Origin of the sequence: Xanthomarina sp. (assembly GCF_035306605.1) — a bacterium.
GTDB lineage: Bacteria > Bacteroidota > Bacteroidia > Flavobacteriales > Flavobacteriaceae > Xanthomarina.
The window spans coordinates 90,568-116,062 of the sequence record NZ_DATGNR010000042.1 but is presented as its reverse complement, the minus strand read 5'-3'; the positions used below and the strand labels follow the sequence as shown (position 1 = coordinate 116,062).

Annotated in this window: 23 protein-coding genes; 16 read left to right on the top strand and 7 right to left on the bottom strand. The window is 32.9% G+C overall.

From position 1 onward, the window contains the following. Nucleotides 1-126: 126 nt before the first annotated feature. The 4 genes from VKY41_RS06645 (at nucleotide 127) to VKY41_RS06630 (ending at nucleotide 4,210) form a co-directional block, all read left to right on the top strand. Nucleotides 127-387, top strand: coding sequence for a hypothetical protein (locus VKY41_RS06645; RefSeq protein ID WP_500813656.1), 261 nt, complete (start codon nucleotides 127-129; stop codon nucleotides 385-387). A 549-nt stretch (nucleotides 388-936) separates the two neighbouring features. Continuing rightward, nucleotides 937-1,731: a hypothetical protein gene (locus VKY41_RS06640; RefSeq protein WP_500813655.1), complete on the top strand. Its 795-nt coding sequence runs from the start codon at nucleotides 937-939 to the stop codon at nucleotides 1,729-1,731. Between the two features lie 616 nt (nucleotides 1,732-2,347). Next, nucleotides 2,348-3,154 carry a DUF1853 family protein gene (locus tag VKY41_RS06635; RefSeq protein ID WP_500813654.1) on the top strand — a complete coding sequence of 269 codons (807 nt, stop codon included), beginning with the start codon at nucleotides 2,348-2,350 and terminating at the stop codon, nucleotides 3,152-3,154. A gap of 219 nt (nucleotides 3,155-3,373) precedes the next feature. After that, nucleotides 3,374-4,210 carry an OmpA/MotB family protein gene (locus tag VKY41_RS06630; RefSeq protein WP_500813653.1) on the top strand — a complete coding sequence of 279 codons (837 nt, stop codon included), beginning with the start codon at nucleotides 3,374-3,376 and terminating at the stop codon, nucleotides 4,208-4,210. Nucleotides 4,211-4,346: 136 nt separating this feature from the next. On the opposite strand, the gene VKY41_RS06625 is transcribed toward VKY41_RS06630, so the two are convergent. Beyond that, nucleotides 4,347-5,906, bottom strand: coding sequence for a DEAD/DEAH box helicase (locus VKY41_RS06625; protein WP_500813652.1), 1,560 nt, complete (start codon nucleotides 5,904-5,906; stop codon nucleotides 4,347-4,349). Between the two features lie 152 nt (nucleotides 5,907-6,058). On the opposite strand from VKY41_RS06625, the gene VKY41_RS06620 reads away from it, so the two are divergent. Then, complete coding sequence (locus VKY41_RS06620) at nucleotides 6,059-6,637, top strand: pseudouridine synthase (protein ID WP_500813651.1); 579 nt, start codon at nucleotides 6,059-6,061, stop codon at nucleotides 6,635-6,637. On the opposite strand, the gene VKY41_RS06615 is transcribed toward VKY41_RS06620, so the two are convergent. Further along, the gene (locus tag VKY41_RS06615; RefSeq protein ID WP_500813650.1) at nucleotides 6,627-7,316 is read right to left on the bottom strand and encodes a hypothetical protein; all 690 of its coding nucleotides are present in this window, start codon (nucleotides 7,314-7,316) and stop codon (nucleotides 6,627-6,629) included. The genes VKY41_RS06620 and VKY41_RS06615 overlap by 11 nt on opposite strands. Before the next feature lie 670 nt (nucleotides 7,317-7,986). Next, nucleotides 7,987-8,379, bottom strand: coding sequence for a 3D domain-containing protein (locus VKY41_RS06610; protein ID WP_500813649.1), 393 nt, complete (start codon nucleotides 8,377-8,379; stop codon nucleotides 7,987-7,989). Nucleotides 8,380-8,502: 123 nt separating this feature from the next. On the opposite strand from VKY41_RS06610, the gene VKY41_RS06605 reads away from it, so the two are divergent. Next, the gene (locus tag VKY41_RS06605; protein ID WP_500813648.1) at nucleotides 8,503-9,816 is read left to right on the top strand and encodes a dipeptidase; all 1,314 of its coding nucleotides are present in this window, start codon (nucleotides 8,503-8,505) and stop codon (nucleotides 9,814-9,816) included. Between the two features lie 67 nt (nucleotides 9,817-9,883). On the opposite strand, the gene VKY41_RS06600 is transcribed toward VKY41_RS06605, so the two are convergent. After that, a complete protein-coding gene (locus VKY41_RS06600; protein WP_500813658.1) occupies nucleotides 9,884-11,881 on the bottom strand; it encodes an alpha-ketoacid dehydrogenase subunit alpha/beta in 1,998 nt (665 codons plus the stop codon). A 135-nt stretch (nucleotides 11,882-12,016) separates the two neighbouring features. Between VKY41_RS06600 and VKY41_RS06595 the strand changes: the two genes are divergently transcribed. The 5 genes from VKY41_RS06595 to VKY41_RS06575 all read left to right on the top strand — a co-directional run bounded on the left by VKY41_RS06595 (nucleotide 12,017) and on the right by VKY41_RS06575 (nucleotide 16,070). Beyond that, nucleotides 12,017-12,967, top strand: a complete 951-nt coding sequence (locus VKY41_RS06595; protein ID WP_500813647.1) for an isopenicillin N synthase family dioxygenase — start codon at nucleotides 12,017-12,019, stop codon at nucleotides 12,965-12,967. A gap of 74 nt (nucleotides 12,968-13,041) precedes the next feature. After that, nucleotides 13,042-13,374: a translation initiation factor gene (locus VKY41_RS06590; protein WP_500813646.1), complete on the top strand. Its 333-nt coding sequence runs from the start codon at nucleotides 13,042-13,044 to the stop codon at nucleotides 13,372-13,374. Beyond that, a complete protein-coding gene (locus tag VKY41_RS06585) occupies nucleotides 13,374-14,315 on the top strand; it encodes a DUF1835 domain-containing protein (RefSeq protein ID WP_500813645.1) in 942 nt (313 codons plus the stop codon). The genes VKY41_RS06590 and VKY41_RS06585 overlap by 1 nt, the downstream gene beginning before the upstream one ends. Further along, nucleotides 14,305-15,171, top strand: coding sequence for a nucleoside phosphorylase (locus tag VKY41_RS06580; protein ID WP_500813644.1), 867 nt, complete (start codon nucleotides 14,305-14,307; stop codon nucleotides 15,169-15,171). The genes VKY41_RS06585 and VKY41_RS06580 overlap by 11 nt, the downstream gene beginning before the upstream one ends. A 44-nt stretch (nucleotides 15,172-15,215) precedes the next feature. After that, nucleotides 15,216-16,070, top strand: coding sequence for a substrate-binding domain-containing protein (locus VKY41_RS06575; RefSeq protein WP_500813643.1), 855 nt, complete (start codon nucleotides 15,216-15,218; stop codon nucleotides 16,068-16,070). A gap of 292 nt (nucleotides 16,071-16,362) precedes the next feature. On the opposite strand, the gene VKY41_RS06570 is transcribed toward VKY41_RS06575, so the two are convergent. Then, nucleotides 16,363-17,028: a uracil-DNA glycosylase gene (locus VKY41_RS06570; RefSeq protein ID WP_500813642.1), complete on the bottom strand. Its 666-nt coding sequence runs from the start codon at nucleotides 17,026-17,028 to the stop codon at nucleotides 16,363-16,365. 68 nt (nucleotides 17,029-17,096) lie between these two features. Between VKY41_RS06570 and VKY41_RS06565 the strand changes: the two genes are divergently transcribed. After that, nucleotides 17,097-18,590, top strand: coding sequence for a YfcC family protein (locus tag VKY41_RS06565; RefSeq protein WP_500813641.1), 1,494 nt, complete (start codon nucleotides 17,097-17,099; stop codon nucleotides 18,588-18,590). Between the two features lie 20 nt (nucleotides 18,591-18,610). Here VKY41_RS06565 and VKY41_RS06560 read toward each other — a convergent pair whose 3' ends face one another. Next, complete coding sequence (locus VKY41_RS06560; protein WP_500813640.1) at nucleotides 18,611-19,573, bottom strand: alpha/beta fold hydrolase; 963 nt, start codon at nucleotides 19,571-19,573, stop codon at nucleotides 18,611-18,613. A 140-nt stretch (nucleotides 19,574-19,713) separates the two neighbouring features. On the opposite strand from VKY41_RS06560, the gene VKY41_RS06555 reads away from it, so the two are divergent. The 4 genes from VKY41_RS06555 to VKY41_RS06540 all read left to right on the top strand — a co-directional run bounded on the left by VKY41_RS06555 (nucleotide 19,714) and on the right by VKY41_RS06540 (nucleotide 24,317). Next, nucleotides 19,714-21,882: an endonuclease MutS2 gene (locus tag VKY41_RS06555; protein ID WP_500813639.1), complete on the top strand. Its 2,169-nt coding sequence runs from the start codon at nucleotides 19,714-19,716 to the stop codon at nucleotides 21,880-21,882. Between the two features lies 1 nt (nucleotide 21,883). Then, on the top strand, nucleotides 21,884-22,300 hold the full coding sequence (locus VKY41_RS06550; RefSeq protein WP_500813638.1) for a thiol-disulfide oxidoreductase DCC family protein: 417 nt from the start codon (nucleotides 21,884-21,886) through the stop codon (nucleotides 22,298-22,300). Nucleotides 22,301-22,550: 250 nt separating this feature from the next. Then, nucleotides 22,551-23,225, top strand: a complete 675-nt coding sequence (locus tag VKY41_RS06545) for a hypothetical protein (RefSeq protein ID WP_500813637.1) — start codon at nucleotides 22,551-22,553, stop codon at nucleotides 23,223-23,225. A 180-nt stretch (nucleotides 23,226-23,405) separates the two neighbouring features. After that, a complete protein-coding gene (locus VKY41_RS06540; RefSeq protein WP_500813636.1) occupies nucleotides 23,406-24,317 on the top strand; it encodes an EamA family transporter in 912 nt (303 codons plus the stop codon). 314 nt (nucleotides 24,318-24,631) lie between these two features. Here VKY41_RS06540 and VKY41_RS06535 read toward each other — a convergent pair whose 3' ends face one another. Further along, nucleotides 24,632-25,468: a sulfurtransferase gene (locus VKY41_RS06535; RefSeq protein ID WP_500813635.1), complete on the bottom strand. Its 837-nt coding sequence runs from the start codon at nucleotides 25,466-25,468 to the stop codon at nucleotides 24,632-24,634. Nucleotides 25,469-25,495 lie beyond the last annotated feature (27 nt).

The window sequence follows — 25,495 nt, the reverse complement described above, 5'->3', positions numbered from 1 at the left end:
GACGATGCAAAGAAGATATTGGATCTAGAAGAGCAGTTTGAAGATGATGATGATGTGCAAAAAGTATATCACAACCTAGAAATCACCGATGAATTGATTGCCGCTATGGAAGGCGAAATGTAAATAGTGTTTCCAATCCTTCTTTGGAATATAAATTCAACATACTCACTTACCTTTTATCTGAATTCTGACAATGAAAAAATTCGAGAATTAATCTATAAAAAATGGTATGCTTCTAATGCTGAAATTAAGCTAGCCAACGGCGATACGTTTCATATGAAACCAAAAGGAATTTGGAATTCTAAAATTGAATTAAAGGATGGTGAAAAAACTATATTAGAGTTTAAACTAGGTTGGAGTGGAATTCTGATAAAAACCTTTTTTTAGGATTCAGAAAAGAGCTATTCACTTCGCACAAAAGGATTTTCAAGCAACAAATTTATACTGACTGACTCCGAAAAGAAAGAGTTGTTAGTTGCCGAAATGGATACAAACTAGATAATCTTAACTATAAGTACTCAATTAGAACAACTGATATATTAGAAAGTTTCAGAAATAAAGATATTTTGGTTTTAGCATTATTACATTGTATTAATTACTACATCTATATAACAACCATAGTTTCAGTAAAATAAAGCCCGAACCGCTATCAAACAACTGAGAAAAAAACAACTCTTTTCCCCATTAAGTTTTTACTGTACCATTCCAAGCTTAAATGAATATTTAAGCTTTTTTATTTACCATCTATATTTTCTAGTATTTAGAAATCAAAATCTCACAAACCGGAACAAAAATTAGCTTGAAAACAATAGGGGAGGACCACCCTTATCTTCGAATAGCTAGACAACAGGTGCATCCAAAAATATCTTAATTCACGTATTTTTTACATCACAATTTTTTTATTATCTTAGTCTTAATCAAACACTTAAAAATCAAATGCCTAAGCAAAAAGGAATCATAAAAATTCATGGTACTTTAAATGGAATCACATATTATCCACTTAATGGAAAGTATCTATCCCGTGTGGCTTCTGGACCTTCTAAAAAACGCATCCTAACAGATCCTGCTTATGCGCATATAAAAGCAAACAACCAGGAGTTTGGTATGGCATCTAAATGGTCAAAAGCCATTAGAACAGGCATTTTAAAAACAGCAAAAGACTTTCAAGATACTACTATGGCAAGCCGCTTAACTGGCGTATGCTATAAAATCATCAAAGAGGGGAGTGGAACTCACGGAAAAAGAGACGCCATACTAACAAACTACCCCCAAGCCCTAATTGGCTTCCAACTCCACAATCAACGTAAATTGGAACAAATATACACACCAATACCAGGGGTTACAAGCCATAAAAACAGACGTTTTATTACCATAACCATCCCAAAAAGCTCTGAAATCCATCTTCTGAAAAAACCAAAAACAGCCACACATTTTCAGCTAACAGCAGCACTTTCTATGGTGTCTAATTATAAATGCCGTCCAGATCATAAGGCCTACAAACCAGTGGCTGCTAAGCAAAATGCCTTAGGTATCAGCCAAAATACAGAGCCATTATTATGTAAAATAGAACATACAAATCTTCAAATCCAACTGAAAACGCCTGTAAAAAGACAAGTTTCTACACATGTTTCTCTAGTGGTTTGGTTCGGATTCCAGTACCTAAAACAAGAAGGCTCTAATTGGTACAGCTATAAAAATACGCGGATTATGCAGTGCATCAACCTGCTTTAAACCCTTATAAACAATCAGCTTATCAAGGGTTCCCTCGTAGATACTCCGTAGTAAAGCCATGCTAACCTTATGTAAAAGCCGTATATACCATAACTTAAAGTCATGGCATACACAAGGCATCAACAAAGTAACTTTATATATACGAATCGCCAATATAATTACCATGAAATGGCAAAGCCTCATAAATCGCATATTTAATTTTTAATGGACAAACTACAGAATATGCAAAATATGAGACGCATATAAATCTGGAATATGCCATACTAAAATAGCAACCACGTTAAATTCCTAAAATTTGGATATTAAGTTTCTCTCTGGAAGCAATAAATGAACTGTCTCATAAATCGCGTATTTAAAAATTCACGCATCTTAATTCAGAATACGTAAATTATAAGCCGTACAATAATACCTGAAAAATGAATAAGTTGATAAGGCCAAATCACACTCAAGTAGAAACCAACCAAACTAACATAAAAAACCGACCTCTCGATAAAGACTCAATTGTTCTATAATTTATATTATGTAAAATAGGATATTTAACTCTTACCCTAGATAGCTTTATGATTGGTTTTATATCTTTGATTACTCATACCGATATCAACTAATAAGCCTTCTCATGCATAACATAATAAACGAACAATTCCATGGAGCTATAAATACACCAAATCTCTGGATGGAAAACTCAGTTTATAATCTTCAACAATCGGTTTTATCAAAACCAACAGGCATCAAATTCAACCAAGAACTACCCAAAAACATCCGTTTGGGTAAACGTGTAGAACAGTTTCTATTTTACCATTTAATGCAGGAACCTCAGGTTTCCATCTTAGGAACAAACCTGCAAATCCAACAAGAAAAACACACTTTAGGCGAAATGGATGCCTTAGTTTTAATAGCGAATAAACCGGTACATCTAGAAATTATCTACAAATTCTATGTCTTTGATGACTCTGTAGAAACCACAGAATTACTTCGCTGGATTGGTCCAAATAAACAAGATAGTCTCATACAAAAGCTAGACAAGCTAAAAAACAAACAGTTACCACTTCTCTATCATCCTGAAACTTCCAAATACCTAGAGAAGTTTAATTTAAATGCAGCCGAAATACAACAACAAGTTATTTTTAAAGCACAATTATTTGTCCCATATAATAAACCCAAGCCTGCGTTCACCCTCCTGAATCCTGCTTGCGTAGTCGGACATTCCATCAAGAAAGAACTTTTACCACAATTCAAAACCAGTAAATTCTATATTCCTAGAAAAGAAAACTGGTTATTAGAGCCTCACCCTCAAGTAGATTGGCTCCTTTACGAGACCTTTATGGAAGCGCTAAACCCCATATTAGAAGACAAAACCTCTCCTCTAGTTTGGATCAAACAAAACAATGGCGAACTATCAAAATGCTTTGTCCTTTGGTGGTAAGAGCTTATAAATAGATGGTTTTTTATTTTCGGAATAAAATAAAAACATCTCTGTTTAAAAGTTTATAGACCAAGTATTTAATCTACACAAACAACAAGATTATAGAAAATTTTAGCAGAGAAATACTGTTAAAAAAAGTATAAAATCAACTTGTAAAACATCTACCACGCTCCTAGCTTCGTACATATATAATATAACCCAAAACAATAAACAGAGATTATGAGAAAATTATCAATCTTACTACTTACAGTAATTTTAATGTCTGCATGTGTTTCAAAAAAGAAATATGTAGCACTTGAACAAGAAAATGGTGAAATTAGAAGCCAACTTCAGAAAACCCAAGTAGAAAAAGAGGATTTAGAAGCTAAATTCGATGAAATTCAAGCCAGAATCAATACGTACAACAATAAAATAAACTCCCTAACGGAAGAAAACGATGCGAAAATAGTGGTTGTTGGAGACGATATCGTAATCTCTAACGATGTTAGAAAACAAATGAACGCCACTTTACAACATGTAAATCAAGAGGATTTGGCTCAAGCCAAAACCCTTAAGGATTCTATGAACTTAGCCGTTGGTTACAATTTACGTAAATCGATGGATACATCTAACATGAATGAAGATGAAGATATTGCCATTGATATTAATGAAACAGTGGTAATGATTTCAATTTCCGATAAAATGTTATTCAACTCTGGAAGCTACCGTGTAAGTAATAAAGCAAACAATATTTTACAAAAAATTGCCGATGTTATTAATTCTGAAGAAAGTTTAGACGTGATGGTTGAAGGTCATACCGACAACAAATTAATGCTTCCAACTGCTTCAGTAAAGGATAACTGGGATTTAAGTGTATTACGTGCTACCTCTGTAGTTAAAAAATTACAAAACGATTTCAATGTGGCACCTGAAAAATTGATTGCAGCCGGAAGAAGCTTCTATCAGCCTTTAGTAGATAACGATTCTAAAGATAACCGTGCTAAAAACAGACGTACTAGAATTATTATTCTACCAAACATCAACAAGTTTTTTGCCCTAATGTCAACGAACGAATAATACATCCTCAACATGATGTTATAATTAGTCCATAAAAAAAAGACGTTGTCACTATTGACAACGTCTTTTTAATTTGAGATAACTTCTCCTAGTAAACAAGCTTATTTTGCTTTGGATTACAACTTAAAAGAATGGTTTAACTTTCAGCTGGTCTACCATGAACTTCCTCAAATACTTCATCAAAATTAGATCTTAAATACGCTCTAAGTTTTTTTCTATAATCGTCTTTCAACCATTCAACAAAATTATAAGTACTTTTACTAATACATTTTGTATAACGATGAATTCTGTAGTCTATGTCGTCTCCTAACTTTTTAGCAAGGTCTAAGGCATCATATAAATCCTCACTATTTTCTATACAAATTTTAGCATGATGTTCAATGGAACGCTCTAAAACAACCTTCGAGGATTCTCCATTTCTCACGGCACTTATATAGGTTTCTTTAATATTAAAATAAACAGAATCCGAATTTCCAAACTCAGCACGTAGCTCATCTGGCATTTCGTATCTAAAATTATCTTCTAATTCTTCATCACTTAAAATATTATCTAAATAATAGTTAGGCGATTTAAATATTCGTTGCCAATCTAAATCTGCTCCCCAAGGACCAAATCGGTGTAAATTGTTCCCTAAATCAATAACGTTAAAACTTGTTTTATCTTTTAAAATACGTGACCCACGACCAATCATCTGATAATAAAGAGTTAACGATTTGGTTGCTCGGTTCAGAATAATGGTTTCAACAGTTGGTTCATCAAAACCTGTTGTTAAAATACTTACAGAAGTTAAAATAGCATCTGGTGTATCTCTAAACCATTTTAAAATTTTACGTCTTTCCTTCTTGGTATTGGTATTATCTAAATGTGCTACCGGATAACCTGCTGCACGGAAGGTATCGTATACGTGTAACGAGGTGTTAATACCATTATTAAAAATTAGGGTCTTCTTCCCTTTCGAACGCTCTTCGTATGCTTGCATCAACTTAGTAAGCATATCGTTATTGGTGTATAAATCTTCAGAAGATTTTACAGTATAATCTCCGTTAGCACCAACAACCAAAGAAGTTAATCCTACATTATAGGAATAGATTTCTGCTTGCGATAAAAATTTGTTTTTAATTAAGGACTCAATTGTTTCACCTACAATAAGCTCATCATAATTATCCTTCATTGGAAGTTTTATGTTTGAACTTAAAGGGGTTGCTGTAACTCCAAGGATAAACGATTTCTCAAAATACTTAAACAACTTAGTAAAAGAGTTGTAATGGGCCTCATCAATAATCACTAAACCAATATCTGATATATCTAATTTGTCTTCCTGTAAACGATTGTTTAAGGTTTCCACCATAGCCACAAAACAACTGTATTGCGCTTGATCGTCCAAATTAGCCTTACTGCTAACCACCTTGTTAACCACTCCAAACTCTTCCAACATGTTAGAAGTTTGTCGGCATAACTCAATTCGATGAGTCATAACCAAAACTTTCTTTTTGTGGTGTTTTAAATACTGCCTAACAATTTCAGAAAAAATAACGGTCTTCCCTCCTCCTGTTGGTAATTGATATAGTAAATGATAGTCTTTCGGAGCCTCTTCAAAGCATTTGAAAACCTTATCAATAGCACCTTTTTGGTAGCTATAAAGATCTTTTCCTACACGTCTGTCTTCTAATTCTAAAGATGTTACTGTCTTGCTCATAAAAATTTGTAATGTGCAAAAATAAGGTCTTTTTAGAGTATTTACCCCTTAGAACAGAATAATATTGCTAAGAATTTTCAACATTTGCAGTTAATAAGATTTGGAAGTACGCTACATATCCATTTTAATACAGTTTCTTATTTTATTATATTATGGGCAATCATCAAAAACATCAACATTTTAAGCTCTACAAACCCTATGGTTATTTAAGCCAATTTGTTAATAATCAAAGCAAAAGACGAAACAAAAAACTTTTAGGAGGCTTATATGAATTTCCAGAGAATGTAATGGCTATTGGTAGATTGGATGAAAAATCGGAAGGATTAATTTTATTGACTACCGACGGAAAAATGAGCGAACACATAAGAAGTTCTCAGGTTGAAAAGGAATATTACGTCATGGTTGACGGCCTGATTACTCCAGAAGCTATTAAAAAGCTCAAAGAAGGGGTTGAAATTTCAGTGAATGGAACTCCTTATTTATCCAAAGCTTTTAAAGTTTCTTGCTTAGAAAATATTCCAATGGTTCCTGAACGTTTTGTTAGAGATGAAAAACACGGACCAACAAGTTGGCTTTCCATTACTTTAACAGAAGGGAAATTTAGACAAGTTAGAAAAATGACATCTGCCGTGGGGTTTCCAACTTTGCGCCTAGTCCGAGTAAGAATTGGAGGGTTTAAACTAAATGAAATGCAACCTGGAGAAATTGAAGCAATAGCAACTATTCTTTAATAACAATAAGCGTAGCCTTTACTCCGGTTGCCAAATTCCAAACTCCAGAAGCAATTATATTACCATCGTCATCTAAAACTCTAAGCTCAGCCGTATTTGGCCCAGACTCTCCTTGATTTAGTGCTTGAAAGTCTATTTTATTAAATCCATCAACTAAATCTAAATTAAAGCCACTAAACGAAGAATGTAATAAAACGTTTGGCATAACCACTTCGTCATTTACAAAAATACGAACACGATCTCCATCTGGATATTGATGGTCTCTATAAACAATATTTACCCTAGAAAATCCAGTTTTAAAATCTCCTAAATATTGATTGGTTCTACTTCCGTTATCTCTAGAAAGAGACTCTACTTCGGTAAACCTGGAGTGTTTTTTAATTTGCTTAGTGTAAAGTTCGGCTGGATTACCAAAAGTTTCACCACCAATCATGGAAAAACCTTTCTCGTTTGGATTAGCTAACTCATTTTGCTTGGGTACCGATAATCCGTTAATTCTATCGGAATTAGCGGTACTTAAGCCTTTATTCTCAATAGGTTTTGATTCAAAAAGACCTTCTCCTTTAACGCCTTCATCACTTTTAACTGCTGGAATACTAGTAGATTCCATACTAGCGTCTATTTGAGAAAAAGCCGTTACAGAAATAAAATATAGGAAGATGAAACAAATGTATTTCATAGTTAAGCTCAGGTATTTCTAGAAAAACGTTTCTAAATTAAAAAATATAACTACTCAAAAATCGTACCTTATAAAGTAATATCCAATTTTTTATCAAAACTTTAATTAATTATTCAAATGTACTTAATTAAACGCCTCCTTCTTCTTATATAAACCGCTCTACACCTGTTAAATAGTGTTAAATATCAGGTTTCAGATACCCAAGTTTGTAACAATAAATTTCAATAATCGTCTTTTTAGTATCAATCATTATTTAAATCAATCATTATGAGAACTTTAAACAGCAACATTGGAAAACACATACCTAGCAAAAGCAAAAGTTATGCTTGGAATGCAAAAAGAAGATGCTTTTAATGGCATTATTAATTAAAAACCAAAAATCATGAAAGCATTTAAAAACAACCAACGAGCATTTGTTAATTGTGAAAGAATTGCAAATGCCTGGAAAAACACCAAAAGACATAGGTGAACTTGCCGAACATATGTAAAACCATCCGAAACAAACCTTTATAAATACCCATTAAAATGAAAGCAGTCATTAAATTTTTACGAGACACGGATGAGAGGACGGAATATTTTTCTGTAAATAAACTTCATGAGAGTTTTTACAAATTAAACGAAGAACTTTGGATAGGGATCAAACAATATAAACTTTAGTCCCTAAACAATACTAATCTGTTTCTGTAACAGCTTCCTCCTCTAGAACTCCATACTGAATATGTACCTTTTTTCTTCCCCAATGCCTTGCTGCTTTCACATCGGTCCCCATGTAAATATCTATTTTATTCGTCCATCGCGAATGCATTTTATCCTTTACTAAGTAAATCCCTTCAAGCCCTTCAATTTTAACAGGCGTATTGTAAGTCAGTCCTAAAGCTTGTAAATCCCTAGAAACGGCTATATATTTCAAACCTGGTTTTAGGCTGTCCCCAAAAGCAGTAATTTGAGGGTTCCCATTTGTTTGAGAAGCAACCGAGTTGTATGCAGATGCCGTAACCTTTAAAGGCTTCCAAGTATACGGATCCTTTTCAACGGTTGTACAACTAGAACTCCAAACAAACATTATTGTGTAAACGAATATCTTTAAAATCATTATTAAAATAGCTTGATTAAATATACAATTTTTAGCGAATTAAATCCTCCATATCTTTTTTGTAACTTCACATCACAAAAACAAACCAAAAACATGAAACCAAATTTTTTAATTCTAATTTTCATTCTTGCTCTTATGTCTTGCAAAAATGAAGCCAAACAAACGCCTGAATCAAATATGACAAAGGATTCTCTTACCCTAGTAGAACAGGCTAAAGCTATCCATGAACGAGTAATTACCCTAGATACACATATCGATTTCAATCTGAAAAACTTTACTGATTCCCTTAATTATACACAAGATCTAAACTCCCAAGTTACCCTGCCAAAAATGGAAGCTGGAGGACTAAACGTAGCTTGGTTTATTGTTTATACAGCGCAAGACTCATTATCAACTCAAGGGTATGAAACCGCACATAAAAGCGCTATGGATCATTTTGAAGCCATCCATAACCTAGTAACAAAATATGCTCCAGACCAAATAGAGCTAGCTTTAACTTCTAATGATGTTAGAAGAATTGTAGCCTCAGGAAAAAAAGTAGCTATGATTGGAGTTGAAAATGGCTATCCTGTAGGTCTAGACCTCAAAAACATTGAGAAATTTCATCAACTTGGCGCACGATATATGTCTTTGGCTCACAACGGCCATAGCCAGTTAAGCGATAGTCATACGGGTGAAGAAGACGATATTTGGTTACACAATGGCTTAAGCGATATGGGAAAACTAGCCATTGCAGAAATGAACAGATTAGGAATTATGGTAGACATTTCACACCCTTCCAAAGAAGCCATGAAGCAAATGGTAAGATTAAGTAGGGTGCCAATAATTGCATCTCATTCAGCGGCTAGAGCCTTAAGTGATGTAAGCAGGAATCTAGACGACGAACAGTTAGAATTATTAAAGGAAAATGGCGGTGTAATTCAAGTAGTTGCTTTAGATGAGTTTGTGAATGCGAAGAAAATGGAAGCAAGAAATGCTGAAATTAACTTAATTCGTAAAAAAGTGGCAGATTCATTAGGACTTAAATGGTATAACTCCTTCGATGAAGTCATGGCCTTAGAACCACAAGAGAAAGAAGACTTCTTTGGATATTATAAAAAAGTTATGGATATAGCAAATGCCAAAGCAGATAAAATAGAAGGCTTCCCGCCTAACGTAAATGTTTCAGACTTCGTGGACCATATCGATTACCTAGTGAATAAAATTGGCATCGAACACGTGGGCATTAGTAGTGATTTTGATGGTGGCGGTGGAATCGAGGGTTGGAATGATGCTTCAGAAACTTTTAATATAACCCTTGAATTGGTAAAACGTGGCTACACAGAAAAACAAATTGAAATGATTTGGAGTGGAAACTTATTACGCGTGCTGGACGAAGTTCAAGCTTTCGCCAATTCTTTAAAGTAATCATTGAAGATTATGTAAATAAAAAGAGAGCCAATTGGCTCTCTTTTTATATTCTATAGGTAATTGCTTAATAAGCTAACAAATCTTTTAAAGCCGCTTCAAACTTCCCTTTAGCTAAATATTGCTCTTCCAATTGATTGATAAATGGAATAGGTGTTTCCAAACTAGCAACACGTTTTACCGGTGCATCTAGGTATTCAAAACAGTTCTCCATAATCATAGAAGAAATATCGGAAGCAATTCCTCCAAATAAAGAGTCTTCTTGTAAAATAATGGCGCGACCTGTTTTCTTTACGGAAGCATAAATAGCTTCTGTATCTAAAGGCTGCAAAGTTCTTAAGTCAATTAAATCAGCTTGAATTTCAGGGTTTTTCTCAAGGGTTTCTAAAGCCCAATGAACTCCAGCACCATAAGAAATAATAGTAACATCATTCCCTTCTTTTAACAGTGATGCTTTTCCGAAAGGTAAAGTAAAGTAATCTGTTGGAACTTCCTGTCTAATGCTTCTATACAAGGCTTTATGTTCAAAAAACAACACAGGGTTCGGATCGTTTATCGCAGTAGCCAATAAGCCTTTAGCATCCATTGGAAAGGCAGGATAAACCACTTTTAAACCAGGGGTTTTTGTAAACCAAGCTTCGTTAGTTTGCGAGTGGAAAGGTCCAGCTGCAACTCCCGCTCCACATGGCATTCTAACTACCACATCGGCCTCTTGATTCCATCTATAATGCGATTTTGCTAAATAATTAACTACAGGATTAAAGCCTGAAGTCACAAAGTCAGCAAATTGCATTTCAACCACACTCTTCATTCCTGCAATAGATAAGCCCATACCCGCTTCTACAATAGCAGATTCACAGATAGGTGTATTTCTAACGCGGTCTTTTCCAAATTGCTCGACAAAACCTTCAGTTATCTTAAAAACACCACCGTATTCAGCCACATCTTGACCCATAATAACTAGGTTATCATGTCTCTCCATAGACTGTTTTAGACCTTCAGAAATCGCATCAATCAATCGAATCTCTTTAGTTTCATTGTTTTTAGCAACCTCCTTGTAGTTAAACGGTTTATACACATCATTTAACTCATCACTTTCATTTGGCGAGATAACTTTTTCATCAAAAGCCAATTGAAGATGCTCATTAATTTCACGTAAAATTTCTTCTCTAAAGGTAGCTTCTTGAGTTTCACTTAAAATTCCTTCTTCCTTCAAATAAGTTTGGAAATTTTCAAGAGGGTCTTTTTTAGCCCACTCATCCATTAATTCTTGTGGCACATATTTGGTTCCACTAGCTTCTTCATGCCCACGCATTCTAAAGGTTTTAAACTCTAACAACACTGGACGAGGGTTTTCTCTTAGGCTTTCCGCTAAATCTCTAACCTTCGTATAAACTTCAATAATATTATTTCCATCTATAATATGAGACTCCATCCCATAACCTATAGCACGATCGGCTATATCTTTACAATGATATTGTTCATTAGTTGGTGTAGACAGTCCATATCCGTTATTTTCAACACAGAAGATAACTGGCAATTGCCAAACCGAGGCAACGTTTAAAGCTTCATGAAAATCTCCTTCACTAGTTCCTCCTTCACCTGTAAATACAGCGGTTACTTGGTTTTTATTTTGCAATTTACTAGCAAGCGCAATCCCATCAGCAACACCTAATTGAGGACCTAAATGCGAAATCATTCCAACAATCTTGAACTCCTGAGTTCCAAAGTGAAACGATCGGTCACGGCCTTTCGTAAATCCGTTGGCTTTTCCTTGCCATTGACTAAATAAACGATATAACGGAATTTCCCTAGTAGTAAAAACACCTAAATTTCGGTGCATTGGTAAAATATATTCGTCTTTATGTAAAGACATGGTTACTCCAACGGAAATTGCCTCTTGGCCAATTCCTGAAAACCATTTTGATACTTTCCCCTGACGTAATAGAATTAGCATTTTCTCTTCTATCAATCGAGGCTTCAACATATTTCTATATAATTCTAGTAATTTATTAGAATCTAGATTTGTCTTGTTGTATTGAATTTCTGTATGTTTAGACAGCATAGTACTCATTAAAAAAATGTTTGTCAAATATACTACTAATTGTGCATTCCAATTATTAATCTTAAAATATTTAGTATGTAAAACTTTATAATGTTTTCGTACATTTGTAAGACACTCAAAATAAAATAATCACTTATGAATAATATACCAAGCGTAAATTTAAACGATTTTACCTCCGGCGATCCTGTAAGGAAACAAAAGTTTGTAGATGAAATAGGAAAAGCGTACGAAGAAATAGGGTTTGTTGCCCTAAAAGGTCATTTTTTAGACGACACCTTAGTAGATAATCTTTATAGTGAAGTAAAGAAATTCTTTTCTCTACCGGTTGAAACCAAACGTAAATATGAAATTGAAGGTATTGGTGGTCAACGAGGTTATATTTCATTTGGTAAAGAAAGTGCTAAAGGAAAAAAAGAAGGAGATTTAAAGGAATTCTGGCATTTTGGACAGTATGTGGAAAACAACCCAAAACTTGAAGCTGAATACCCGAGAAACGTAGAGGTTGAAGAACTTCCAGAATTCAATAAGGTTGGAAAAGAAACCTATAAAATGTTAGAAAAAACAGCTAAATACGTATTACGCGCTTTAGCTTTACATTTAGGCTTAGAAGAAACTTATTTTGATAACTACATTCATAACGGAAATAGTATTTTAAGACCAATACACTACCCTCCTATTATAAATGAACCTAAAAATGCAGTTCGTGCCGCTGCTCATGGAGACATTAACCTAATTACTTTGTTAATGGGAGCTCAAGGTAGAGGTTTACAGGTTCAAAATCATAAAGGAGAATGGTTAGATGCTATTGCTGAACCAGACGAATTAATGATTAATGTGGGCGACATGTTATCTAGACACACAAATAACAAATTGAAATCAACCATTCATCGAGTGATAAATCCACCTAGAGAACTTTGGGGAACCTCTCGCTACTCTATTCCATTTTTCATGCATCCTGTTAGCGATATGAAATTAAATGTTTTAGAAGGTTGTATCGATGAGAATAACCCAAAACAATTCGAAGATATTACTGCGGGAGAATTCTTAAATGAAAGGCTAATAGAATTAGGTCTTATAAAAAAATAAGGTTTTAAAATCAGTCTCTAAGTTGTTTTTATAAACTTCTTAGAGACTAATTCTCATAATTACAAATAAACCCAATGGATTTAAAAGATCAATTAAAAAACCTCTTCCCAGACCATACACCAGATCCTGCTTCAGAAGATAATCATGACAAAGTCTCTGATTTGTGGATTCAAGACGAACCATTACTTTGTAAATACGAAAAACGCAAAGGCAAACCCATTACCATTATTGATGGGTATACCGGAGCTGTAGAAGATTTTAAGGCCTTAGCTAAAGAAATTAAAACCACTTTAAGTGTTGGAGGAAGTTTTAAAGATGAAAAAATTATTATTCAAGGAGACTTTAGAGATAAAATAATGGAAATTCTAAAGGATAAAGGTTTTCAAGTGAAGCGTGTCGGGGGATAATGAATCTCAAAACGTTACATATTACAAATGGAGGAGTTTTAACAAATTACCTAAAAGAACTCGATGTAGCTGGTAACATTCTTACATGGCAGGAAATGCTTTGCGAAGGACCTACAACAAGTGAAATTGATACCGATGAGTTTTTAATTAAGCGAAAAGAGTTCTTAAATAAATTTTATCAAATCGAAGTCAATGAGTCTAGCTATAAAGAAGAATTACATATCCTCAACAATCTAGATTCCTACCAAGAAATAGTACTTTGGTTTGAATACGATTTGTTTTGTCACATAAATCTCTTGGCTGTTATTAGTTTGTTAAATAAAAAAAAAGCAAACCTCCCACTCTATTTAGTATGTAGTGGCCGAATTAAAGGTGAAGCAAATTTAAAAGCTTTACCTGAATTAACGGAAAACCAACTTTTGGATCATTATAAAAACAAAGTAAAACTAACGGAAGACGATAAAGAATTAGCCATTTCCTTGTGGCGTATTTATTGTGGTAAAGATCACAATTTATTTAAACCTTATATTACTCAAAAATCATCGTTTAAATATTTGAGTAACTGTTTAAAAGCCCATTTAGAACGATTTCCTAATTTAAAAACAGGATTAGGGGTTTTGGAAGAAAACATTTTAACCTTAATAAAAGAAAAAAACATTAGGTCTAAAAATCAGCTCATGGGATATATAATGAATTATCAAGGATACTATGGCTATTCCGACATACAAATACAAAGACTTATTCATTTACTCAGAATCTTCTATACAGAAGAAGACAATGAAATTACATTGAATAGAAAAGGCTACGATGCCTTGATAGGAAGCTACAATTTTTCTAGGGAAATAAATAACAACCTAGTATATGGAGGAGTTAATCGTTTAGATTTTTCATTTTGTAGCGAATCAAATAAATTAATAAAAACATCATTAAATGTCAATTAAAGATTCAGAACTAATTTTAAATGCAGATGGTAGCGTGTACCACCTAAATTTAAAACCAGAAAACATAGCACACGATATCATTCTAGTTGGAGATCAAGATCGCGTCGAGAAAATTACCCAGCATTTTGATCGTATCGAGTTTTCAACTCAAAAACGTGAATTTAAAACCCAAACTGGTTATTATAAAGGGAAACGTTTAACTGTTATTTCTACAGGTATTGGACCAGACAATATAGATATTGTACTAAACGAATTAGACGCCTTAGCGAATATCGATTTTGAAACAAGAAAACCAAAAGATGCCCATGCTATTCTGAACTTCGTTAGAGTTGGAACCTCAGGCTCGCTACAAAAAGAAATTCCGGTTGACGCTTTTTTAATGAGTACACATGCTTTAGACATAAATGGGATGCTTCACTTTTACAACATAGAAGAGATTGTTCATCCGGATATAGAAAATGCTTTTATACTGCACACCAATTGGAGCGTTAATAAAGCAAGACCTATTGTTATTAGCAACAGTAAATCCCTAGAAGAAAAATTTGACAGCAACCAAATACATAAAGGTTTTACAGCAACGGCTGGTGGTTTTTATGGGGCTCAAGGACGCGTTTTAAGATTAGCTCTCCAAGACCCTACTCTCAACAAAAAAATGGATAGTTTTAATTACGAGGGTTTAAAAATAACCAACCTAGAAATGGAAACTTCAGCAATTTACGGCCTATCAAAATTACTAGGACATAACGCACTTTCCTTAAATGCTATTATTGCCAACAGAGCTACTGGACAATTTAGCAAAGACCCAAAAGCAGTAGTTGAAAAACTAATAATCTACACCTTAAACAAACTGGTGTAATAATTTTTAAATCCTAATTTAGGAATATAAATCAAACTATTTAGATGAAAACAATTCATATTGGAGGTGTTCCCGAGCATTTTAATTTAGCTTGGTATTTAGCATTAAAACAAGGTCTCTTTAAAAAAGCAGGGATTAATTTAAGATGGAAAGACTACCCTAGCGGAACTGGAGCCATGGCTAAATCTTTAAGAAAAGGAGATATAGACTTGTCTGTTATCCTAACCGAAGGTATTATTAAAGACATTGTTGACGGCAACCCTAGCAAAATCATTCAAACTTTTGTACAAACACCTTTAATTTGGGGAATTCATGTAGCAGAAAATTCCAAATACCATAATATTGAACAACTAAAAGGTACAAAGGCAGCCATAAGTCGTTATGGGTCGGGTTCGCATTTAATGGCGTATATCCAAGCAAAAAACAATAATTGGGACTTGGACTCTGATTTGAATTTTGAAGTAATTAAGGACCTTGATGGAGCCGTTGAAGGCTTAACACAAGGAAAAGCCGATTATTTTATGTGGGAAAAATTCATGACGAAACCTTTAGTCGACCAAGGAATTTTTAGACGCATTGGAAATTGTCCAACTCCTTGGCCATGTTTTGTAATTGCAGCTAGTAACAACGCTTTAGAATTATATAAAGATGAGATTAAGGTGATTCTTGATATCATAAATAAAATGACACTTGGATTTAAAACTATTCCAGATATCGATAAAGTAATTGCAGAAAGGTATGACCAAAAAATTGAGGATGTACAAGAGTGGTTGTCATTAACAGAATGGTCTCAAAGCCTCTTAGATGAGGAAACAGTATCGAATGTGCAAAATCAATTAATAAGCACTAATATTATTTCAAAAGCGATGAAGTATAAAGACTTGGTGGCAGAAGTTTAATATTTGTTTTTAACATAAATATTTCTTAAAATTATACAAGACAAACTAAAAGTCAGAATGTTAAAAACTTTAATTATTAATAAAATGTTAAGAAAAATTTAATTATTAAACACAAAAACCTTAGATTTGACGCGAGTCATATTAAAAAAAATGCTTATGCTTTCTACTATTATTATTATTTTACTATCCTTGGTTGCAATAAATTTTTTATTACTATTTTTTAGTTGCAATAAAAAAACAAAACGAATTGATAAAATGGAAGAAAAATCGGCTAGAGTTATTCAAGCACAAACTACCAAACAATCGGCTCCAACCCAACTTGCTCCAACAGGGAGTTAGTTTTACTAAAATGCTTGTTTCCAAACCAATAACCTCGATTAGCACTAAGAGGTGATGGATGACCAGACTCTAAAATAATATGCTTCTTTTTATCGATTAATTTAGCTTTTTTCCTAGCAAAACCTCCCCAAAGTAAAAAAACAACAGATTCCTTTTCTTCACTAATAACCCGAATAACAGCATCTGTAAATTGTTCCCATCCTTGATTTTGATGACTCCCCGCTTCACCCTTTCTTACCGTTAAAGTTGCGTTTAATAAAAACACTCCTTGTTTTGCCCATTTAGATAAATCGCCACTTTCAGGATATGAAGTTCCTAAATCCTGTTCCAATTCTTTAAAAATATTTCTTAGTGAAGGTGGATGCGCTATTCCATCATGAACCGAAAAACACAACCCATTAGCCTGCCCTTCTCCGTGATAAGGATCTTGCCCAATAATAACGACCTTCAGTTGAGATAAATGACAGTAATTAAACGCATTAAATATTTCTTCTTGTGGAGGAAAACAAAACTGAGTACTATATTCCTTAGCTAAAAAGCTTTCTAAGCTCTTAAAATATGCAGCATTAAATTCTTTATTTAAAAAAGCTAACCAACTTTTATCGATATTTGCAGTCATTTTATATCTTCGCTATTAAGTGGAAACGAAAATAATACTATCTGAATTCAAATAAAAACAATAAGCAATTGAAAAATATTAAATTTCCAACAGCACAAACTATTTTATTGCTAATTGCTGCAGCTGTGGCACTTTTAACATGGATTATTCCTGCTGGGAAATACGACTCCTTATCATATAATAAAGAAACAAATACTTTTACAAGAAGTAATCTGGAAAGTACTATAACTCTAGAGGCCAATCAGAAAACCTTAGAAGATTTACATATAAAAATTCCTTTAGAAAAATTTACAAGTGGAGATATTTGGAAACCAATTTCCATTCCTAATACATATCAAGAAGTTGAGGCCAGACCACAAGGTGCTTTAGCGTTTTTTAAATCGCCTGTAAAAGGAATTATTGAAGCTGCAGATATTATCTTTCTTGTATTAATTATTGGTGGTCTAATAGGAATTATGAATTTTACCGGAGCTTTTGATGCGGGTATTGCTTGGTTAGCTAAAGCCTTAAAAGGTCATGAATACGTCCTTATTATTTTGGTAACCATTTTAGTGGCTTTAGGAGGAACAACCTTTGGCCTAGCTGAAGAAACTATAGCCTTCTACCCTATTTTAATTCCTATGTTTTTAGCAGCAAAATACGATGCCATCGTGCCCTTAGGAGCTATTTACATTGGATCCTCCATTGGAACCATGTGTTCTACGGTAAATCCTTTTAGTGTAATTATTGCATCTGATGCTGCGGGAATTAACTGGACTACTGGTTTAACAGGAAGAATAATCATGTTTGTTTTAGGAACACTTATTTGTATTATCTACATTTTGATTTATGCAAACAAAGTAAAAAAAGACCCTTCAAAATCTATTATTTACAGTCAGAAAGAACAAATTGAGGCACTATTTGGTAGTTCAACAAATGCTACAGTGGTATTAACAACACGTTTACGTACTATCTTATTTGTGTTTGCCATGTGTTTTGTGGTTATGATTTATGGAGTATCCCAATTAGAATGGTGGTTTTTAGAAATGACCACCGTATTTCTTGTGGGTGCCATACTTATTGGTTTTATTGGAAGAATACAGGAAGCAAACTTTGTAGAAACTTTTGTAAAAGGAGCTGGAGATTTATTAGGAGTTGCTATTATTATCGGAATAGCCAGAGGTGTTTCTGTATTAATGGAAGATGGTTTTATAAGCGACACATTATTATTTCACTCAAGTAATTTTACAGAAGGGATGAATAAAGGTGTATTCGCAAATGTAATGTTATTTATATATGGTGGTTTATCATTCTTCATTCCAAGTTCATCTGGAATGGCCGTATTAACCATGCCAATTATGTCTCCTCTAGCTGATACAGTAGGCTTTGGAAGAGAAATAATCGTTAATTGCTATCAATATGGAATGGGATTATTCGCATTCATAAATCCAACTGGACTTATTTTAGCTTCATTAGCCATAGTGAAAGTTGGTTATGATAAATGGTTGAAATTTGTTATTCCATTAGTAGTATTATTAACTATCTTAACCATGGTAGTTCTAACCATTCAAGTTTATTTGTAATTAGAACTTCGTTGACTCAGTTAATTTTTAGAGTTTTTTAAAAACTCTAGGATTTTAGTATTAACTACTTCTGCCTGATCAACAGACAGGAAGTGACCGGCGTTTTTTATCGCTTCAGCCTGACTATGTGCAATATTCTCTTTTGCTATTCTCAAGGTTTTATCGTTATTAATTACATCATCATCACCAATTAATACTAAAACAGGCATTTTAAGAGATTTAAAATCTACTTTAGAAAATGGCATCATATCTAATATAAACTTATTGTCACTCTCTTGATCCTTTCCAATTATGTATTGATTGATATATTTTTTATTAATTCCAGCCATATTACTAGACATAGACTCTAATGTTTGCTCAACTTGTTTTTCTTTAGATGAAAACACAGTGATTATATTTTTGAGTAAATCCACACTTGGTCGAATCCAAATAAAGGTTTGCGCAGGACTTAATAAAACCATGCTTTTTATGTTTTCTTGATTCTGTAAGGCAAAATTAACGGCTAGCCAACCTCCTCGTGAAGCACCAATTAAATGATAGGATTTCAACTCTAGTTTAGAAATAATTTCTTGATACCATGCAGAAATTTCCTCTACACTTTCAAATTCTCTTGTTTTCTTTGATTTTCCTGGCTCTAAAATGAAATCGATTGCAAATACCTGGTATTTTTTACTAAGCGCTTTAATATTTGGATACCACATAGTTGAACTAGCATTCATTCCATGCAATAAAACTAAAGGCTCACCAGAACTTGGACCACTTACAATTACATGCGCAATGCCATAGGTCGTTGGAATATATAATTCCTTTAAAGAAACATCCCAAACGGCTAAAGTTGCATCATATGCATCAAAATAAGATTTTAATTCGCTTGGTGGATTAATTATATAATCCGGTTTCTCTGTGTATTTATCATATTTATTTTTACAACCCACTAAAGCTAAGCAGATAAAAAGTAAATAACAGATTTTATTTAGGTTCATATTTTTTATTTAATTATTTCAAATTTAATAATATTTCTTTATCAATTATGTTTGCTTGTCCTTTTGTTTAAAACATAATGTTTAAATTTACACCCTTCTAAAACTCATAATAAACCAGTGTTTTTTCGAAGTAAAATGCCATGATACATATTCATAATAAAACTCTTCAAGACTTAGAATTTTCAACAGTGCTACAGCAAGTTAGTGAACAATGTATCACCGCTTTAGGACATGAACATGCATTAAAAATTGAACCTCTTAAAACTAAAGAGACCGTATTAACTTCCTTAACACTAACGAATGAATTTTTAGCTTCATTTTATAACGACAATAGGATTCCGAATCATGGTTTTGAAACTATAGCAAACGAACTAAAGCTTTTAAGAATAGAAAACACCTATTTAGAAGCGCATAGTTTGAAAAAAATTGTAGCAATTTCATTGACTTCAAATGAGATTATTACTTTCCTGAAAAAGTTCGAGGACTATTATCCGAAACTATATGAGTTTGCTTCAGAAATTGAAGTCACTAAAGTGCTTATTACTGCAATAGATGCGATTATTGATAGGTTTGGCGATGTAAAAGACGCTGCCTCGCCACTACTTTCTGAACTAAGACAAGAAATAAACAAGCTGAAGGGTAAAATAAATCAAAGTTTTACAACAGCTTTAAATAATTATCACCAACTAGATTACTTAGATGATATTCGAGAATCTGTAGTCGATAACAAACGTGTCTTAGCAGTAAAAGCCATGTACCGACGTAAAGTGAAAGGCTCTATAATGGGAGGCAGCAAAACAGGAAGTATCGTTTACATTGAACCAGAAACCACCTTACAACACACCCGAGAGCTGAACAATCTGGAATATGAAGAAAGTGAAGAAGTAATAAGAATTTTAAAGAGTTTAACCGATTTTATTCGTCCATATTCTGAGCTATTAAAGCAGTATCAGGAATTTTTAACAGAATTAGATGTTATTTCTGCTAAAGCCAAATATGCCAAATCCTTAAACGCTGTATTACCACAAATTAGTGAAGAAAAAGAGTTATTTCTAAGAGATGCTTACCATCCTTTGTTATACTTAAGTTATCTTAAAAAGAAAGCAAAAACATATCCTCAAACTATAGAACTTAATCAAGAAAACAGGATAATTGTAATTTCAGGCCCTAATGCTGGTGGAAAAAGCATCACCTTAAAAACAGTTGGCTTATTACAACTTATGCTGCAAAGTGGTTTGCTTATCCCTGTACACGAACGTAGTAAAGTGTTTTTATTCGACCGAATTATTACGGATATTGGTGACAACCAATCTATAGAAAACCAATTAAGCACCTACAGCTATAGGTTAAAGCAAATGAATTACTTCTTAAAGAAATGTAATAAAAACACCTTGTTTCTTATAGATGAATTTGGTACCGGTAGTGATCCTGAATTGGGCGGCGCGCTAGCTGAAACATTTTTAGAAGAATTTTACCATAGAGAAGCTTTTGGAATTATTACAACCCACTACTCCAATCTAAAAATTTTGGCAAACGAATTACCGTACATGCAAAATGCCAATATGATGTTCGATGAAAAATCCCTCGAACCCATTTATAAATTGGCCTTAGGACAAGCAGGAAGTTCTTTTACCTTTGAAGTTGCGCAAAAAAATGGAATTCCTTTTGGATTAATTAATAGAGCCAAAAAGAAAATAGAAAAAGGAAAGGTTCGTTTTGACCAAACAATAGCGAAATTACAAAAAGAGCGTTCAAAGCTTGAAAAAACAGAGCAGTCTCTAAAAGTAAATGAACGTAAAAAACAAACTGAAGCAGAGAAACTAGAAGAAATCAACGCGAAAATTCAGAAAAAATTAGAAAGCTATCAAGAATTATACGATAGTAATCAACGACTTATCTACCTAGGACAAAAACTAAACGATCTATCAGAAAAATATTTTGATAATGGTAAAAAGCGCCAACTTATGGACGAGCTTTTTAAAGTAGTTCAAGTAGAAAATTCCAAGCGTAAAAAAGTAACTGCTAAACAGAAAAAAGTAGAAAAAGCTAAAGAAAAACAAGTAAAACAGGAGGCAGAGAAAAAGGTTGAAGTAATTAGAAAAAAGAAAAAAGAAGCCAAGAAAAAAGAGGCTCTCAAACCTCCTACTCCTAAGCCAATCTTAAAAGTTGGAGACCGAGTACGCATGGAAGATGGTCGTGCTGTTGGAAGCATTGACAGCATAGAAAAGAATAAGGCTATAGTAAATTATGGTATCTTTACAACCAATGTAAGTTTGGATCAGTTAGAACTTGTTGAAGCTTCAAAATAATATGCTCGATTTAGCAGAAAATAAACAATTAATCCTTTTTGATGGAATTTGCAATCTCTGCAATTCCAGTGTTCAATATGTTATAAAAAATGATAAAGACAATTTGTTTTTATTTGCTCCCTTACAAAGTGAAACTGGTAAAAAAATATTAGAAAAACATAATATAGATACCTCCAAAACAGATTCTATAATTTTATATACCAGCCATCATAAATTATATTTCAAATCCTCAGCTGCCTTAAAAATTGCGAGTAAACTCAAATTCCCAAATAACTTATTAGCTGTATTCTTAATAGTCCCAGTTTTTATCCGAGATAGGGTTTATAACTACATAGCTAAAAACAGATATAAGTGGTACGGCAAACGAAACGACTGCATGATTCCAACTGAAAAAATAAAGGCTAAATTCTTACAATAGGGCCAAATTTATTTGTAAATTTAGACTAATTCAGATTAAACCGGAGCATATATGAATGATATGAGCTCTAATTATCATTTGAATTTGAAATAAGATTAAATACTCCCTCTAAAGGGATACAAATAGACTACAAACCACCAAAAACTAATCAAAATTCTCAACAGTTTCATTTAGATATGGAATAGCTGTGAACAATACTTATTAACCACCCCTCTATCCTTAATAACTCTCTTTATTTTAAATACTTTCTATGAAAAATTCAATAAAATTAACTTTTGCCCTTACTTTATTAATTATCATATCAAGTTGCTCAAGTATTAAAGTTATAGATTCTTGGCATTCTGAAACAGCCTACTCCATTAAGGACAACAATGTTTTGGTTATTGCTAGAACCCAAAACAAACAGGCTAGAATTGCTTTTGAACAAGAAATGGCTAACCAGATGAGAGCGAACGGAATAAAAGCCATAGAAAGCTTTAGTAAATTCCCTAATCTATTACCCGACGAAAAGTTATCAAAAGAAAAATTAGAAGATTTTAAATCATTCATAGGTAATGAAGGTTATAACGGTATGTTGGTAACTGTTGTGAAAGACGAGAGAGAAAACACCAAATCCTCAACTGATGAGGGTTTTTCTTCAGAATCTAATGCGCTCCCTAATTATTACCCTTCGTATTACAAAGGTTTTTATAACTATTATTCACATCCTTTGTCTTATTCTACTTATGGAGTTTATGTACCAAGTAGCTTTACCACAACTAAAATTAAAAGTTTTATTGTTGAAACAGTAATTTACGATTTGGATCAACCTGAAGAAAAGCAATTAGTTGCTGTGGTGACATCTCAAATTGAAGATTCTCAAAATATTATTAAAAACGCACAAGAGCATTCCAAAAAAGTAGTGAAAAATCTAAATAAAAAATAAAGATTATAATCTTTAGTGTATGAATTAAATCAAAAGCCTTGAAACACGTTCAAGGCTTTTTTATATTATTTAAAGTAAGGAAAGTATTTAATTAAACATTACACGGAAATAATAACACTTTTTAACAAGCTTAAAAATATTTAATAAGATACATTTGCAAATTATTTTAAAATCGTTCAAATGAATGTTACTAAATATTACGTTGCTGTAATTTCAGCTTTTACCATTTGGGGTTTTTTTAGTGTAGTCTTAAAATCCCTTGACGATTTTCCGGCTTTTGATATCTTAAGCTATCGATCAGTATTGTCTGCTTCAATCATGATGGTTATTTCATTGTTTCTTAGGCCAAAAATGTTAAAAAAGAACAAAGACCTATTTTTGTCTTTTTCAAAAAGTACCCGGTATAGAATATTGGGAATAAACATGTTAAGTGGCCTATTTTTAGCTCTCAATTGGTACATTTATATTTATGTAATGAACAATGTAAGTGTAAGTGCTACTTCATTAGCTTACCTTATTTGCCCTATTTTAACCATGGTTTTGGCTTATATAATTTTAAAAGAGAAACTATTTAAATTACAATGGTTCTCGGTGATATTAAGTTTAATTGGCTGTCTATTACTTTCCATAGGAAACTTTATGGATTTGTTTTATAGTATGATAATTGCTTTTAGTTATGCTATTTATCTTGTTTTACAGAGAAAAAACCAAGAATTAGATCGATTTATAGTACTTACAGCACAGCTGTTTTTTGCCGTAATTTTATTGTTTCCGTTTTTCATGACTTATGAATTCAGCACCGTTAAAACTCCATTTTTCTATGGAATGATTATTTTAATAGCAGTTGTATTTACTATTATTCCAATGTTTTTAAATATTTATGCACTTAAAGGTTTACCTTCTTCTGTTGTTGGAGTGTTTATATATTTAAATCCAATTATTAATTTCTTTTTGGCTGTTTTTTATTTCAATGAAGAAGTTAGTACACTAAAAGCTTTAAGTTATATACTCATATTTATATCCATTGTAATTTTTAATATACCAGCTTTAAGACATCGTATTCACAGACGACGAGCTGCCCATATTCAATAATTGGTTAAAACAAAAAAGGTCTTGAATACGTTCAAGACCTTTTTTTAAAACTTAACAACTAACCAAAAACAAATAAAAACTTAGAAAAATCTTAGCTTAAATTAATAGCACATTAATTTTGTAAGTATAAATTTAGTTAAGTTTTATGAAAGTCAGATAAATACTCGATGAAGTGTTGGAATTATTTGTTTTAATAGTAAATCATATACAAATCACCATAATATCACATAACTATTTGATAGTTAATTTGTTTTTGAATTGTTAGTTTATAATAATCATCACAAAAACATGCTACCTCTACGTGTTAGCACGTATTATTCAGCAGTAAGACTACCCCATTCCGTCCAAGAGCCATCATAAACCGAGAGGTTTTTGTACCCTGCAAGTTCTGCTCCTAATGCCAAAACACAAGCTGTAATACCTGATCCACAAGAAAAAGTTATAGCTTGTTCTTTTTTTGCTAAAAGCTTAAACAAATCTTTCAGTTCTGCTTCAGATTTAAATAATCCTTGTTCATTTATTAAATTTTCAAAAGGAAGATTAACCGAGTTTGGAATGGTTCCACTTCGCAATCCTTCTCTTGGCTCCCCTTCTAAGCAATTAAATCGATTCTCTGAACGAGCATCAATTATCAAGTGGCTCTTATCTTGGGATTCATTTTGGATATCCTTATAAAATTTCATGGCTACTGGTTGAAGTTTAGCCTCAAAATTTCCTTTTTCCAACTTTTGATCACCTTTTATTTCTGTTTCAAATCCAACCTTCTCCCAAGCAGGAAAACCCCCGTCTAATACAGCAATATTTTCAAAGCCAAAAGCCCTAAACAACCACCAAGCTCTAGGACTTGAATAAATTCCCTTTTCGTCGTAAACTACAATTGTACTATTTTGGTTAATTCCTAAGTTTTGTGCCTCCCTAGTAAATTGTTCTTCAGATGGAAATGTGCTAGGAAAAGGTGCTGAAACATCGCTGAATTTATTTTTTAAATCAAAAAATCTTGCTGAAGGAATCTGAATTGCTTTTAAATTAGTGTCATTTCCAGTAACTTTAGGAATAGTTGCATTAAGAACCACAAGATTTGGGTGACTTAAATGTTCTTTAAGCCATGACACAGAAACTAAAGGAGAATCTAAAGTTAAATGGGAATTCATCTCTTATTTTGTTAATTGATTATAAAA